The following is a 16,902-nucleotide window of genomic DNA, read 5'->3' on the forward strand; positions in this document are numbered from 1 at the left end:
AAGGGCAAATGAAAGTGAAGAAGGGAAAAGTTTTTACAGCTATATTGATGGGAATAGTAATGACAACAGGGGGAAATATGACAGAATTTAATACAGAAGTAAAGGCGGATATAAGTTCAGAATTTGAAATTCCTCAAGCAGATGAGGCAGGAAGAATTGGTGCAAGCATGCCCTATCTTAGATATGATTCAAAAGATGCAGAGATTGGAAATGGCGCAAAAATAGAAGAATCAGTAAAATCTGAACGAACAAAGATTGCAAGTCAGGCGTCACAACAGTCGTATGTAAGTCTGCCGGTTAAAAATTCATATGCAGAATGGACTGCAGTTAAAAGTGGTTCAGGTGTAACAATGAGATTTACAATGCCGGATTCAACAGACGGTAAAGGATTAACAGGTAGTCTTGATGTATATGTAAATGGAGAATTTTGTCAGAAAGTTGATTTGACATCTTATTACATGTGGCAATATTTTGCAGGTGGAAATCCAAGTGATAAAAACAACGGAGGAGTTCCGTGCTTTGCATTTGATGAAGTACATTTTATTTTGAATAAAACTTTAAATCCGGGGGACAAAATAAGAGTTCAAAACTCAGGAAGAGACAATTTAATTTATGGTGTAGATTTTGTTGAAATCGAAGAAGTTCCACAAACTATTGCACAACCTGCAAATTCTTTGAATGTCGTAGATTATGGTGCGAAGCCAAATGATGGAAAAGATGATTATAATGCAATAAGAAATTGTATAAGTGCTGCTAATATTCAGGGAAAAGATGTTTATTTTCCAGAAGGAACTTTTAATATAGGCAGAAAATGGACTTTTTATGGAAAGAACATAAAAGTTACGGGAGCAGGAATGTGGTATACAAACATTCAGTTCACAAACAGTAATGCGAATAGCGGAGGAATTGCATTTGCAGGAGAAAATTCATGTTATAATGTAGAATTTTGCAATATGTATATTAATTCAAATTTAAGCTCAAGATATAACGAACAGGCATCATATAAATGTTTTAGTGATGTTCCGGGAAATGGAAGTGTAATACATGATATTTGGGAAGACCATTTTGAGTGTGGATTTTGGTTAGGAGATTATAGTGGAACAGTTGATTATTCAGATGGAATGAAAATAATCAATTGTAGAATTAGAAACAATTTAGCTGACGGAGTAAATTTCTGTCAGGGTACAAGCAATAGTGTGGTATATAACTGCTCAATAAGAAATAATGGAGATGACGGACTGGCATGTTGGAATAATAATTATTTGTCAGCAAAAGATGAAACAGGAAATGTGTTTGCATATAATACAATAGACTTTATTTGGAGAGCCGGAGGCATTGCAATATATGGAGGAGATGGATTTAATATTTACAATAATTATATTTGCGATACATTCATGGCATCCGGAATTCATTTGAACACAACATTTGATGGTTATAAATTTAATAACACAAAAAATATAAAATTCGAAAACAATACATTGGTAAGATGTGGAACATATAAAGATAGTTGGGGCAGTTCTTTGGCAGCAATTGATATTTCGCAAAATGTAAAGAATGTTTCATTTGTTAATACAAAAATATATGATGCATGGCACGATGGAATAGCTTTAAAGGATAATGTGCAGGGTATAAAATTTGAAAATACAGTAATTTATGGAAGTGGAACTGCAGGACAGAAAGTGTCAGGAAATGTAGGAGCAGCAATTAAGACATCGGGAAGTCCGAAAGCTCAAATTGATAATATAAGTATAACTAACAGTGCTTATAATCATAATGACAAACCGTATCTTTTTACAGGAAGTTATAATGGAATTTCAATTTTGAACGAATTGTTGTATAATAATTTGGCTTATGAAGTACCGGGATATCCTGAAGTTTCAGATGTTACAAAGGATGAGGAGACAATAAAACCAGGTGATAACGAGACAACACCTGGAAATGACAACCGTAATGATACGGGAACATCTTCGAATTCAGAAACAGTTTCAAATCAGAATGATGAGACTAAGAAAAAAATAACAAAGAATAAACCGGGAAAAGTAAAAATTAAATCTGTAAAAAAGACAAAAGGTAAAATGAAAATTACTTTGAAAAAATTAAGAGGGGTTTACAGGTATCAGATTAAAGTTTCAACTTCAAAGAAGTTTGTAGGCAAAAATACTCTTACTAAAAACTTAAAGGGGACAAAAGCGGTTTTCAAAAAAATCAATGTAGCAAAAAAGTATTACGTTAAGGCTAGAGCGTATAAAATTGTGGAAAAGAAAAGATTATATGGAAGATGGTCGGGGGTCGTATCTAAATAACCAACACAATTGCGAATAGTTGAACGTAAAACTTTAAATAAAATAAGAAGGAGAAGAAACATGAGAAAAAGTATTCAAAAGGTTTTATCATTTGCTTTAGCAGGGGCAATGGTATTACAACCTTTACCTTCAGCACAGAGTGTGTTTAAGGTAAACGCAGGGGTGGCTTCGGAATCAAAGTTTGATATTCCGCAAGCTGATGCAAGTGGACGTGTAGGAGCTAAGGTTCCTTACACAAGATATGATTCATTACAGGCGAATATTGGTGGCGGAGCACAGATTGCTTCATCAAAGAATTTCGACAGAATGAATATTGCAAGCCAGGCTTCGGAACAGTCATATGTAAGACTTCCTGGAAAAGGAGCTTACGCAGAGTGGACAATGAACACTACCGGAGATGGGGTTACAATGAGATTTACAATGCCTGATTCCAGTGATGGAATGGGACTTAAAGGCTCATTAGATGTGTATGTAAACGGACAGTACAAAAAGACAATTGATTTAACATCTTATTTTATGTGGCAGTATTTTGCCAGTGGAAATCCAAGCGATAATAATGATGGTGGAGTGCCATGTTTCGCTTTTGATGAAGTACATTTTAAATTAGATAACTCTTTAAAAAAGGGTGATACAATCAGAATTCAGAGCAGTGGAGCCAATGCTTTAGAATATGGTGTAGACTTCCTTGAAATTGAAAATGTACCTGATGAAATTGCACAGCCGGACAATTCTTTAAATGTTGAAGATTTTGGAGCAGTTCCTGATGATGGACAGGACGACTATGATGCAATTTATCGTTGTATAGAAGAAGCAGACAGATCAAACATGGATGTTTATATCCCGGCAGGAACATTTGAAATCGGACAGGTTTGGAGATTATATGGTTCAAACATGAAGATTACAGGTGCAGGTATGTGGTATACAAATATTCAGTTTACAAATCCTGATGCCGGTGGCGGTGGTATTTCCGCCGGATGGCAGACAAGCGGTTCAAAGGATGGATATTGTAATAATATTGAATTTTGTAATATGTACATTAATTCAAATCTTAGATCACGTTATAATCAGCAGGCAGTATATAAATGCTTTATGGATGTATTCACAGATGGATCAGTAATCCATGATATTTGGGAAGAACATTTTGAATGTGGATTCTGGTTTGGTGATTACAATGGAAAAATGGATTACTCAGACGGAGTTAAAGTAATGGACTGTAGAATTAGAAATAATCTTGCAGACGGAGTAAACTTCTGTCAGGGTACAAGCAATGCAACAGTTTACAACTGCTCTATCAGAAACAATGGTGATGATGGTTTAGCATGTTGGAATAACAGCTGGGGCGGAGCTAAAAATGAATCTGGAAATGTATTCGCATATAATACAATTGATTTCATATGGAGAGCTGGTGGTATTGCAATCTATGGTGGTGATAATTTCAAAGTTTATAACAATTACATTTGCGATACATTTATGGCAGCAGGTATTCATTTAAATACAACATTTGACGGTTACAAATTTAGTGAGTGTAAAAATATGACATTTGATAATAACATCATAGTTCGTGCCGGATGTACAAAGGACAGCTGGGGTGAAGAACTTGGTGCAGTTGATATCAAGCAGGAAGTCAAGAATGTAACATTTAACAATACTCAGATTTATGATGCTCAGCATGATGGTATCAGAATCCTTGATAACTCAGCAAGTAATGTAGTGTTTAACAATACTAAGATTTTAGGCTCAGGTATAGATGGTCAGCAGGGAAATTATTCATCAGTTCCTCATGCAGGTGCAGCTATCAGACTTGGAAGCTCATCATCAGCTACATTTAATGGAATCGAAATTGCAAATTCTGCATTTAAGAACAAAGAAGATGGATCACCATATTTCTATACAGGTGGAACAGATTCATCATGTGTGAAGAATGCAACAATCTATGATGATGATGTTACATATACAGTACCGGGTTATCCTGAACCATATATTGATGGTGGACAGCAAGGTGGTGTTACAAATCCATTAGAAGGTATTACAGGATATGATATTGCTTTAACAGGTTTAACATGGAAAAATGAAAATGGCTCATCAGACCTTAAAAATGGAGATAAGGTTACATTCTCTGTTGCAATTACTAATACAAGTAATGTAGATATTCCTGAAGGAGTAACAATTGGATTCAAAGTTGTAGTTGATGGAACAACAACTTACAGAAATCAGAAATTTAAAGATGGTTTGAAAGCAGGACAGACAGTTAAACTTTCAACAACAGGTGCTTGGACAGCTTCAAGAGGAGGTCATACAATCGTTGCAACAGCAGATGATACAAATAAACTTCCAAATGAAACAGACAAGAACAATAATACAAGAACAAAGAAATTTAATGTTTATGGAGATGCAGCTACAAATCCTGTAACAAGAGTTTCAGGTGGATATGACTTAGTTGTATCAAAGATAGTTGCTAATAAGCAGGACATTGCTGTTGGAGATCAGTTAGTATTTACTGCAACAATTACAAATGCAGGTGATACAGCTATTCCGGCAGGAACAACTATTGGATATCAGTTACAGATTGATGGAAATACATCAAATATTTTATGGTGCGATACATATAATAGCGGATTGGCAGCAGGACAGTCAGTTGATTTAACAGTAAATTCTGGTTCAGCACAGAGAAATTACTGGACAGCTACAAGTGGAAAACATAGCATAATGGCATGGGTTGATGATGTTAATAGAATTCAGAATGAAGTTAATGAAGATAACAACAAATATACTATTTCATTAAATATTCCAACAGCATCAATGATTGAAAATCCTGATGCACCTGATGATTTAAACAATCCTGGACAGGTTGAAACAACAAAACCAGTTGAAACAACAAAGGCACCTGAAACAACGACAAAACAGGCTGAAACAACAACAAAGGCACCTGAAACAACAGCTAAACCGGCTGAAACAACAACTAAGACACCTGAAACTTCAAGAGATACATCAGGAGATATTGTACTTAATGAGTTTATGAAAACATGGACAGTAGGTACAGGAAGCGGATATCAGTATATGGGTCAGGTAAATTACAAAGCACCTGCAGGATACAGATATCTTCAGTTGACATATACAGGTGATACAAGAGCATTTGAAGAACTTAGATTAGAATTCTTTACAGATATGAAGAATCCGTATTGGTTCAACAAAAATCAGGCAGTTAAGTTTGTGACAACAAGCGGCGATGTAGTTGAAGCTCCATCATCCACTGCAAAGACAGTTGTAATTGACCTTCAGAAATCAGGTTTAAATATTAACCAGACAAATACTGGTTTCCATATTCATAATACACAAGGATACGGAAGCTTCACAATTACAGATGCACGACTTTATAAAACAGCAGCTGTAGAACAACCAACAACAAAACCGGTTGAGACAACAACAAAGCAGGTAGAAACAACAACAAAGGAACCTGAAACAACAACTAAACAGGTAGAAACAACAACAAAGGAACCTGAAACAACAAAACCGGCAGAAGCTCCATCAATGGTTTCAGATAAAGTTATTGTACATGGATATCAGATGAGTGCTAAGTTCAACGGAGTAGAAGGAGATATGGGAATTCGTATCGTATATTCTGTAGAACCTGAAATTGATGGAAAGAAAGTAGAAAAAGCAGGTGTTATTTGCGGAATAGTATATGGTGACAACCCAATAACAAAGAATGACATTGTATTAAACAGCAAGAATTCTTATGTAGCAAGCTATGAAGCAACAGACAAAGGTTTAATTGGTGATGTAGTTGGCAATTCAAAGACAGCAAAGAATTATGTAAGAACATTTGGATTAAAAGATTACAATGCAGCAGGACTTTCAGCAACATATTACACAAGATCATATGCAATTTTAGAAGACGGAACAATTGCATACAGTGATGTAGAAGAATTCAATATTTATGAAATCGGAAAGAAGATTTACCAGAAGAGATCAATGGTAAATGAGGCAGCTCATAATTACTTATATGATAAGATTCTTAAGGTGGTAAATCCTGCAGAATTACCAATTGATTATAATTGGAGCAATACAATAGAAAAATAAATAAAAGATATTGAAAACGGAGGCTATCGCTTCAACATTTAGGTTGTTGAAGCGAAGCCTCTTTGTGTTATATATGGGACTTTATTATGAATCAATTTTAATGAAATATTTGTATAATTTTTGATGTAATACTTGTATGTTTTTTAATGAAATATTTGAAAAAATCACCGCAATATTTGTATGAGTTTAAGTGCAATATTCCAGGGTTTTGGTAGAACATTTTACACTAATATGATAAAATAAAATAATAACTTTATTTACAATTTAATAGTGTCAAATGCGTATAACAACACAAAGGGGTGATTATTATGACAAATGACAAAGTAAGAATTCATCAGAGAGTACAGGATGTAATGAACGTGGATGAACTGTACAATTATATTTACAGATATGTGCATGATAACAACATGGAACAGTCAATTATGGCATTGGAAATGGCGAATGAATGCCATAAGGAACAGACAAGGATGGAAGGTGGACCGTATATTATTCATCCGTTAACAATTGCAAGACATGCAATATCCTTAGGAATTAAAGAAGACAACATAATTGCAACGATGCTTTTACATGATGTGTGTGAAGATTGTAATATTTCGGAAACAAGTATGCCTATAAATGATATTGTTAAAGCCGGGGTAAAAGCAATGACATTTGAAGTTAAGCCAGGTGAGGATAAGGAAGAAGCAAGATTAAAATATTTTGCAAGGCTAATTGATAATAGAGAAGCAACGATAACAAAGATGTTTGACAGGTGTAATAATGTGTCGACAATGGCTTTAATATTTTCGAGAAAAAGACTCGTTAAGTACATTAATGAGACAGATAAGCATGTCATTCCTCTTATTCAACAGGCAAGGATAAGATATCCTGAATTCGAGCAAATATGCTTTGCAGTAGAATATCAGATGAATTGTATGTTAAACTCGGTAGAAATGTTATTAGAATTTAACGATTCAAAGAGAGTATAGACTATTAAATGTCTATATAGTTTACAGAAAACGGTATGCAGTTATAAATAAATGTGACGTGATTAAAATTTGTGCAAATAACTACCATTTCATAGCTGTAAAAAATATATATTTTAAATACCCCCTAAAATATAATAGTGAAAGGATTGCATAATGGATAACAACCAAAATATTGAGACAGAAAAAGTTCACAAAAGAAGGGTAAGATATAAAGGAACACACCCGAGAACGTATGCAGAAAAGTATAAAGAACAACAGCCTGAAAAATATGCTGATACAATAGAAAAAGTAATACGAAAGGGAAGTACTCCTGCAGGTATGCATATATCTATTTGTGTAAAAGAAATATTAGAATTTTTACAAATAAAGTCGGGGCAGAAAGGATTGGATGCAACTCTAGGATATGGTGGACATACATCAAAGATGCTCGAATGCCTTGAAGGAAATGGTCATGTATACGGATTAGATATAGATCCGATAGAAATAGAAAAAACAAAAAAGAGATTAGCAGACAAAGGATTTGGAGACAATATATTTACAGCTATTAATACTAATTTTGCAAATATAGATGAAGTGGCAAAAGAATACGGCCCATTTGATTTTGTATTGGCAGATTTAGGTGTATCATCTATGCAGATTGACAATCCGGAGAGAGGATTTACTTATAAATATGATGGCCCGCTTGATTTACGATTAAATCCGAATAAAGGAATTTCAGCAGCTCAAAGATTGGAAAATATCAGGGAAGATGAACTTGAAGGGATGTTTATTGAAAACTCAGACGAACCTTATGCCGCTGAAATTGCAAAGGCTATAGTGGAAAGGAACCGAAAAGGACAGAAAATAACAACAACACTTATGCTTAAAGATGTAATAGAAGAGGCATTATCTTTTATTCCACAGAAAGAAAGAAAAGAAGCAGTGAAAAAGTCCTGTGCCAGAACATTTCAGGCTCTAAGGATTGATGTAAATAATGAATTTGAAGTGTTATATGATTTTCTTGAAAAACTACCGGATGCAATGGCACCAGGTGGAAGAGTTGCGATTCTGACTTTCCATTCAGGTGAAGACAGACTTGTAAAGAAGGCATTTAAAGCCCTATATAAGCAGGGAATATTTTCAGAAATTGCAAAGGATGTAATAAGACCGTCTGCAGAAGAATGTAATATGAATCCGCGTGCAAGATCAACAAAAATGCGTTGGGCAATAAAAAATTAACAAATTAGTAAAATATTGTTTTGAGTATATAGAATATTTGTATTATAATGGAAAATGTATAAGAACGTGAATAGTTACATCGCACAATGAAAAATTGGAAATGATAATATAGTTGTGCGTAAAGGATAAAAGGAGGAGGAAATTAATGAATCCTATTATTTTAGATAAGGTAAGGGGTTGTATGTTAGGTGGTGCTGTAGGTGATGCACTTGGTTACCCGGTTATGAATCTTAACATTGATGATATTCGTAAAGAACATGGTGAAAATGGTATTAGCGAATATTTATTAGATGAAAATGGTAAAGCAGGAATATCAGATATAACACAGTTATCGTTATTTACTGCAAATGGAATTTTATCAGGAAAGACAAAAGCCTGTAAAATAGGTACTGAGGGACCAGATGTTGCAACAGTATGTCAGGCATACAAAGATTGGGTTAAAACACAGGAAAGTGATAATACTAACGAAAGCCATACAACATGGTTATATAATATAGAAAATTTGCATAGTAGAAGACATTCATTAGAATCAGGAATAGATATTTTCAAAGGCGATTTTGGAAGTGTTGAAAAGCCTGAAAAGTTAGGAATGGATTTTGGAGCTATTACAAGAATCGCTCCTGTGGGACTTTATTTTAAAGAAGAAAATATGCAGATTGAAGAAATAGATGTGTTTGCTGCAAATGTAGCTGCATCTACACATGGATATGATGCTGCTTATATTTCAGCTGCAATATTAGCTCATATAATAAATAAAGTAACATATACGGAAATGACTTTAAAAGAAGCTGTGTCAGATGCAATGAACACAGTAAAAAGATTATGTGGATATAAACCACATGTTGAAAGCGTCATGGAAGGGTTAAGCAGAGCTGTTTCTTTAGCCGGTGACGATATAGATGATAAAGAAGCAGTATCAGAAATCGGTATAGGAAATAGTGCCGATGAAGTACTTGCAGCAGCAATTTACTTTAGTTTAAAGTATGAAGAAGATTTTGAAAAAGCAATCCATGCTGCGGTCAATAATGACGGTAAAAGCGGAGCAATAGCATCCGTAACAGGAAATATACTTGGTGCATATCTTGGAGCAAGAGCAATTCCTGAAAAATATTTAGAAAAATTAGAGTTACGCCATATAATCCAGATAATAGCAGAAGATTTACACGAAGATTGTCCAAATACAAATTATTTTGACAACTTCAATTGGATTTGGGAAGAAAAATATGGCGAAGCCTGTTATATTATTTAATAATTCAGAATTACAAAAAACTGCCTTCATGTTCGCATGTAAAGGCAGTTTTTCTAAGAAATCAAAGCCATAAGGAATGAGTCTTACAGGGAAGAAGCCGAATGGAAGGGGCAATACAGATTAATAAAGGAGGAAACAAAATGAACGAAGTTCATTTTTTATAAATGTTTCCGACGAATAGCCACTGACCGAAGGGCGGGGCAATACAGATTAATAAAGGAGAATATGTTGGACGACAAATTAAAGCAACAAATATTTTTAGAAATAGCAATGCCTATTTGTATCAGAGAAAAAGTAATGCTTATGCATAAGTTTGTACAACATGGAAAAACAAGTTGCTTAGAACATAGCATAGCTGTAGCATACAATAGCTTTTTGATGGCAGAAGCCATGGGAACTGAATATGATAGGGAAAGTCTTATAAGAGGCGGCCTTTTGCATGATTATTTTTTATATGACTGGCATAAACCTCATGGAAGATGGCATGGATTTAAACATCCTGCAATAGCATTGAAAAATGCTACAAGAGATTTTAAATTAACAGAAATAGAAAAGAATCTTATAGTAAGACATATGTTCCCACTAGTGCCAATACCACCTAAAAATATTGAGGGTGGTATAGTATGTATGGTTGATAAGTGGTGTTCACTTAAAGAAACATTTTGTAGCGACATTTATAAAAAAGATGAAATGGTTCAGCAAATAATTAAAGTGGTTGAAATTAAACTAAGAGAAAAAGAAACAAGAGAATCAACGGTTAATATTTCACAGAGATATGTTGTTTCATAAAAATATGATTTTAGGCTGCAAATAATAAAAGATATAATAAAAAAACAAAAGAGTGACTTTAAAGTTATTAATTGGATTAGTATTTTATGTAAAACAAATCTGAATGAAGCATTAGGAGGAATAGTATGGCAGGATTAGTTTTAGAAGGCGGAACATTCAGACCTATTTTTAGTTGTGGCGTAATGGATGCGTTATTAGATAATGGTATCGAATTTCCTTACGTAATAGGTGTATCGGCAGGAATAACGGATGCGATATCATACATTTCAAAACAGAAGGAAAGAAATTTACTGGTATTAGAAAAATATAGAAATGACAAAAGGTATATTGGAATAAACAATTTTAAGACTGATAAAAGTTTATTTGGTCTTGAATTTGCATATGGAACAGTTCCAAATGAATTAATGCCATTTGATATGGAAACATATAAGAAATACACAGGAAAGGTAAGAGTTGGTGTAACTAATTGTATTACAGGAAAAGCTGAGTATATGGATGGCATGGAAATGGATGATAAATATACAATGCTAAGAGCAACATGTGCAATACCCGGTTTTTTCCCAACGATTAATATTAATGGAATACCATATTATGATGGAGGGATAGCTGACCCGATTCCGATACGTAAGTCTATGGCGGATGGAAATGAAAAAAATCTAATTATCCTGACACAGCCATTAGAATATAGGAAAACATTAAATGCAAAGACCAAATTTGCAGCGAATCGTGTTAAAAAGAAATATCCTGAATTAGCAAATGCCCTATATACAAGACACATCAGATATAACGAGACAGTAGAGTATTGTCATAAGTTGGAAGATGAGGGAAAGGCAATAATACTTCAGCCAAAGGTGAAACTCAATAGTTTTGAAAAGGATGTGAAAGTGTTGAGACAGACAAATGAAATGGGATATGAAATGGCTATGGACAAAATGGATTTAATAAAAGAATTAATAAAAAAATAAAAATATTTTTATCAAAAATAAGCGTAAAATTATGTTTTTTCGACATTTTTTTACGCCATTTTTTTTGCAAAAAAGGCAAAAACACCAAAATGAAAATTTTGAAATCCCATAAAATAGTAAGGTATTTGTGCATAATCAACAAAAAAACAAATAAAATAGACATTTTTTTGATGATATATTGCAAAAAATGTTTTTAAATTCTAATATTTTAAATATAGAACGACATATATATTGGGAATATGTTGGGGGTCGGATTCAAAAAAGCGGGCAAGTCAGCCTGATATTTCGTGAGTTAATGCGTGTATTGAAAACTTTTAATATACGCTTTATTTTTATCTTGGTAATTTAGAAAAATAAAAATTACCAAATAAATATGTATAGAGTTTTGAATTATTATTGTAAACCGTGGAGTGATAAGAATAGAAATCAGAAAGGGTTTTTATTAATTATATTATGCGGAAAATGTTGAGATTGGGCAAATATTTTACGTAATCGCAGAAAGTGAATAAAAACGCATAGCGCGTTTTTTTATAAAAAATATGAAGGGGAGGTTTTTATTCAATGAGAATTAAAAATCTAAGAAAAGTGTCAAAAAGAGCAGCAAGTTTTGCACTTTCAGCAGCGTTGGTAGTTGGAGTAGTACCTGCGCAGAATTTAATGCCTACTGTAAAGGCAGCGGATGACAATACACCATATGTTATTTCGAACGGAAGAATGGTATATGCCAGCTCATCTGTAGAAAACAGTGATCCGTCTTATGCAGTGGATGGCTCAACATCGACAAGATGGGAAAGTTCATGGAACAACAAAAATGAATGGATGTACGTAGACCTCGGAAAAGTTACACAAATTACAGGTGTAAAACTTATGTGGGAAGGTGCGTACGCAACAGCTTACAAGATTCAGTTTTCTGATGATGAAGAAAACTGGAGAGATGTTTACACAAACAATTCATGTAAGGGTGGAAACGAAACAATTGATTTAAGTGGCTCAGCAAGATATGTAAGAATTTATATGACAGATAAAGCTTTGGCTGCTTATGGATATTCATTATATGAATTTCAGGTTCTCGGATTAAACGGAGTTACACAGAGACCTGTAGATTACGGAAAAAATATAGCAGAAGGCAAGAATGTAACAGCTTCATCACTTAGAGATGTATGGTGGATGTATGATGACAATGGCGTAATTGACCAGTCAACAGTACTTGCAAAGAATGCTGTAGATGGAAATATGAATTCATATTGGACATCAGGTGAAAAAGATAAACAATGGTTATGCGTAGATTTAGGTAGAAACTATGAGATAGGTCGAGTAATTATAAATTGGGCATCAGATGCAGGAAAGATTTATGATATTCAGACATCTACAGATGGAAATAACTGGACAACATTATACAGACAGACAAAAGGTTCAGGAAATAAAGTAGACAATGTAGAACTGTATGCTAATGCACGTTATGTAAGAATGTATGGATACACAAGAGTTGAGACAGGAAGTGGATTTAGCATTAATGAATTACAGGTATACGAATATAAAAATGGAGACAAGAAGGTAACACATAATATAGAATCACTACCACAGTCTCAGGTAAAGAAAACAGCTAACAATAAAGGAAGTTATTTGTCAAATGATATGTACGAAGCAAAAGCTAAACTTCCGGTTTATGCAGCAGATAATATTAAAGTTCCTGTTGAAAGTAATGACTGGTGGCAGTCAATTTTAATTAACAAGTTTGGAAATATGTTATCAACACTTCCATTAAAGACAAAATATTCAACAAAAGGACTTGGAGTTTTAACAGCTACAGAAGGCTGGCTTCCGGCAATGGGTGAAACAGATGTAAATGTTTCAGTAGTTTCAGAAACAAAACCTGATTTTTACATTATGCCTGAGAATCTTGATACAGCGTCAGCATGTGACAAAGTCATGAATTACAGTGATTACTCAGTAAAAGTTGGTTTATGTGATGATAATCATGTAGCAATGCAGTCAACACATGTAAAAGGTTCACCATATATTTTTACTGAATATGGAACAACAAGAACAATTTATATTTCATCATCAGCTGATGCACAGTGCTTTGATGCAAATGGAAATGCCATTTTAGCAAATAATCTTGATAAGATTACAGCTGACCATATCGGACTTCAGGTTACAGATGATGATAATAAGAACGGTACAAAGAACTCAACAAGTTATTATTGTTTAACAGTACCTGAAAATACAACATTTAAGAAAATCGGAAGTTATATTAAAGTAACATTCCCGGCAGACAACGGATATATGTCAATTGGTACAATGCAGGCAAAGAACCAGTTAGAAACATTCTTTGCACATGGATATGCATTTGTAACAGATACAGCCGTAACATATGATTATAGTGATGACAATGCAAAGATTAATTCACACTATAACTTAACAACAACAGTAAAGAGAAATGGATTTTCAAATGAATCTATGTTATGTATGCTTCCTCATCAGTGGAAAAATTCAACAGATGATAACAATGCATTCACAACATATACTTCTGTAAGAGGTGATTTAAAGACAATCATTTCAAATAAATTTACAACAACAAAGACATTTGCAGGTCTTCTTCCAACATTTGCAATTCCATCAGGAAGTGACTTTGACAGTGAAGAGGCTCAGATGTATTTAGCACAGTTAGATGATGCAACAAAGAATTTAAACCCTGCAGCAGATGCTTATTGGGAAGGTAAGAATTTACATCCATTAGGAATGGGAGTTCTTATGGCTGACCAGTTAGGGGATACAGAATTAAGAGATGAATTCCTTGCTAGAATTAAGAAAATTCTTGTTAACTGGTTTACATATGATGGTAAAGATGACATTAGTTATTTCATATATGATAACAATTGGGGAACACTTTATTATGCACAGAGTGAATTTGGTGCAAATGCTTCAATTTGTGACCACCATTTCACATACGGATATTTTATGTTTGCTGCTACAGTATTAGCAACATATGATGAAGAGTTCTACAACGATTACAAAGAAATGATTGAAATGTTAATCAGAGATTATGCAAATCCATCTGACAATGATAGTGAATTCTGTAGATTCAGATCATATGATTTATATGAAGGACATTCATGGGCAGGCGGATACGCAGACAATGATTCAGGAAACAATCAGGAATCAGCAAGTGAATCATTATTCAGCTGGGTAAGTTTATACTTATGGGGAACACTTACAGGAAATGACACATACAGAGATGCAGGTGTATTTGGCTTCTCAAATGAAATGGATGCAGTAGAACAGTACTGGTTTGATTATGATAAAGATAACTGGGTTAAGGAATGGCCATACGATGTTGTAGGACAGGTTTATGGAGGAATTAACTTCTACGGTACATTCTTTGGTGGACAGCCATTATATGTATATGGTATTCAGTGGTTACCAATTTCTGAATATTTAACATACTACGGTATGAATCAGGAAAGATGTGCAGAAATTTATCAGGGATTATTAGATGATACTGATGAAGCTATGAAGAAAGCAGTTATCGTAGCTAGAAATGAAGGAAAGACTGAAGAAGAAATTCAGACAATGTTAGATACATATCCACAGGCAGATACAGGTTGGCAGCATATTACATGGCCATTCCTATCACAGACAAATCCAACATTGGCATTACAGAAATTCCTTACAAATGATGATAAGGTACAGAAAACAGATACAGCAAATACATACTGGTTCATTAACAGTATGAAAGAATTAGGAACAAAGACAACTGATATTGTAGCAACAGGAGATTGCTCAGCAGCAGTTTACTACAACAAGAATACAAATAAATATACTGCTACAGTATGGAACCCAACAAATGCTACAAAGAAAGTAACATTTAAGAATGCAAATGGAACAACTTTAGGAACAGCAACAATTGGTGCAAAGGCGTTAGTAAGCTTTGAAGTATACAAAGATAAGAAATTTAATATTACTCAAGCTCAGACGCCGGAGATTTCAGTTCCGACAGGTACATATGATGATACACAGTATGTAGAAATTAAGTCATCTACAGAAGGTGCAACAATTTACTACACAACAGACGGAACAAGACCAACAACTTCATCAAAAGTTTATGACGGCATTATTCCTGTATCAAGTACATCAACAGTAAAAGCAATAGCAGTAAAAGATGGATACATTACATCAGCAATGGCATCTTCAACAATTACAGTAAATGGTGCAGAAGTATCAAAGAATACTAACATCGCATTAGGAAAGAATGTAACAGTATCTTCAAGTGAAAACCCATCAATAGGTGGTGACAAGTTAGTAGATAATGATGGAACAACAAGATGGTCATCAGAATTTACAGATGATCAGTGGTTCAACATTGACTTAGGTGGAAATTACACAATCAACAAAGTAACACTTGATTGGGAAGCTTCATATGCAACAGCATATAAGATTCAGACATCAGTGGACGGAAATAGTTGGAATACAGTTTACAGTACAACATCAGGAAAAGGAGGAGATGAAGAAATTGTATTTGATGCAACGACATGCAGATATGTAAGATTTCAGGGCGAAAAGAGAGTAATGCAGTATGGATATTCTCTTTGGGAAGTTGGAGTATATGAAGCAAAGAAGGTTGAACAGCCATCATTTAGCTTAGCTTCAGGAAATTACTCAGGAAATAAGAAGTTACAGATTAGCAGTGCAACAAAGGGTGTTGAAATCAGATATACAACAGATGGTTCTACACCAAATGAAAATTCAAAACTTTATGTACCAAGCATTACTTTAAATAAGGATACAACAATTAAAGCAATAGCATACAGAAAAGGAATGATTGCTTCAGAAATTGCAACAGCTACTTACACAATTAATGGTGGAAGCACAACAGAACCTGAACAGCCAACAGAACCTTCAAAACCAGATGAAGGAGAAACAACATTAGTAAATGTTGCTAAAGGTAAAACAGCATCAACATCAGGAACAGAGACAGATGCAATGGCAGCAGCAAATGCATTTGATGGAGATGAAGGAACAAGATGGTCATCAAATTTTGCAGATGATGCATGGATTGCAGTAGATTTAGGAAAGACATATGCAGTTAGTAAAGTTGTACTTAACTGGGAAGCAGCATATGGAGAATCATATAAGATTCAGACATCAACAGATGGAAAGAATTGGACAACAGCAAAGGATGTAACAGGAAAGAACGGAGGTATAGATACAATTACATTTAACACAGTAAATGCAAGATATGTAAGAATGCAGGGTGTTAAGAGAGGTTTACCATATGGATATTCATTGTGGGAAATGGAAGTATATGCAACTGTTAAGGAAACTGCAGA

General features: G+C 34.1%; 8 protein-coding genes. All 8 read left to right on the forward strand.

The genetic code is table 11. The features are described 5' to 3' along the window. Window positions 1-8 precede the first annotated feature (8 nt). A complete protein-coding gene (locus DWX29_RS00745) occupies window positions 9-2,303 on the forward strand; it encodes a glycosyl hydrolase family 28-related protein (RefSeq protein WP_199663667.1) in 2,295 nt (764 codons plus the stop codon). Window positions 2,304-2,363: 60 nt separating this feature from the next. Continuing rightward, window positions 2,364-6,383 carry a CARDB domain-containing protein gene (locus tag DWX29_RS00750; RefSeq protein WP_118564944.1) on the forward strand — a complete coding sequence of 1,340 codons (4,020 nt, stop codon included), beginning with the start codon at window positions 2,364-2,366 and terminating at the stop codon, window positions 6,381-6,383. 308 nt (window positions 6,384-6,691) lie between these two features. Beyond that, window positions 6,692-7,351: an HD domain-containing protein gene (locus DWX29_RS00755; RefSeq protein ID WP_022088843.1), complete on the forward strand. Its 660-nt coding sequence runs from the start codon at window positions 6,692-6,694 to the stop codon at window positions 7,349-7,351. Window positions 7,352-7,504: 153 nt separating this feature from the next. Then, window positions 7,505-8,569 (forward strand): 16S rRNA (cytosine(1402)-N(4))-methyltransferase RsmH, encoded by a 1,065-nt coding sequence (gene rsmH, locus DWX29_RS00760; RefSeq protein ID WP_118564945.1) that lies wholly within the window; start codon window positions 7,505-7,507, stop codon window positions 8,567-8,569. A 145-nt stretch (window positions 8,570-8,714) separates the two neighbouring features. Beyond that, window positions 8,715-9,818, forward strand: a complete 1,104-nt coding sequence (locus tag DWX29_RS00765; protein WP_022088845.1) for an ADP-ribosylglycohydrolase family protein — start codon at window positions 8,715-8,717, stop codon at window positions 9,816-9,818. 228 nt (window positions 9,819-10,046) lie between these two features. After that, window positions 10,047-10,607: an HD domain-containing protein gene (locus tag DWX29_RS00770; RefSeq protein ID WP_243053213.1), complete on the forward strand. Its 561-nt coding sequence runs from the start codon at window positions 10,047-10,049 to the stop codon at window positions 10,605-10,607. A gap of 125 nt (window positions 10,608-10,732) precedes the next feature. Then, window positions 10,733-11,572 carry a patatin family protein gene (locus DWX29_RS00775; protein ID WP_118564947.1) on the forward strand — a complete coding sequence of 280 codons (840 nt, stop codon included), beginning with the start codon at window positions 10,733-10,735 and terminating at the stop codon, window positions 11,570-11,572. A 561-nt stretch (window positions 11,573-12,133) separates the two neighbouring features. Further along, window positions 12,134-16,902 (forward strand): discoidin domain-containing protein (locus tag DWX29_RS00780; protein WP_199663668.1); only part of this gene is annotated, 4,769 nt, incomplete at its 3' end.

The sequence above is a fragment of the Eubacterium sp. AF19-12LB genome (genome assembly GCF_003479125.1).
Lineage (GTDB): Bacteria > Bacillota > Clostridia > Lachnospirales > Lachnospiraceae > Eubacterium_U > Eubacterium_U album.

Bases quoted from the DNA above. Each gene is read 5' to 3' on its own strand.
- DWX29_RS00755 (WP_022088843.1), top strand. From the start codon at position 6,692: ATGACAAATGACAAAGTAAGAATTCATCAGAGAGTACAGGATGTAATG.
- DWX29_RS00750 (WP_118564944.1), top strand. From the start codon at position 2,364: ATGAGAAAAAGTATTCAAAAGGTTTTATCATTTGCTTTAGCAGGGGCA.
- DWX29_RS00775 (WP_118564947.1), top strand. From the start codon at position 10,733: ATGGCAGGATTAGTTTTAGAAGGCGGAACATTCAGACCTATTTTTAGT.
- rsmH (WP_118564945.1), top strand. From the start codon at position 7,505: ATGGATAACAACCAAAATATTGAGACAGAAAAAGTTCACAAAAGAAGG.
- DWX29_RS00765 (WP_022088845.1), top strand. From the start codon at position 8,715: ATGAATCCTATTATTTTAGATAAGGTAAGGGGTTGTATGTTAGGTGGT.
- DWX29_RS00745 (WP_199663667.1), top strand. From the start codon at position 9: ATGAAAGTGAAGAAGGGAAAAGTTTTTACAGCTATATTGATGGGAATA.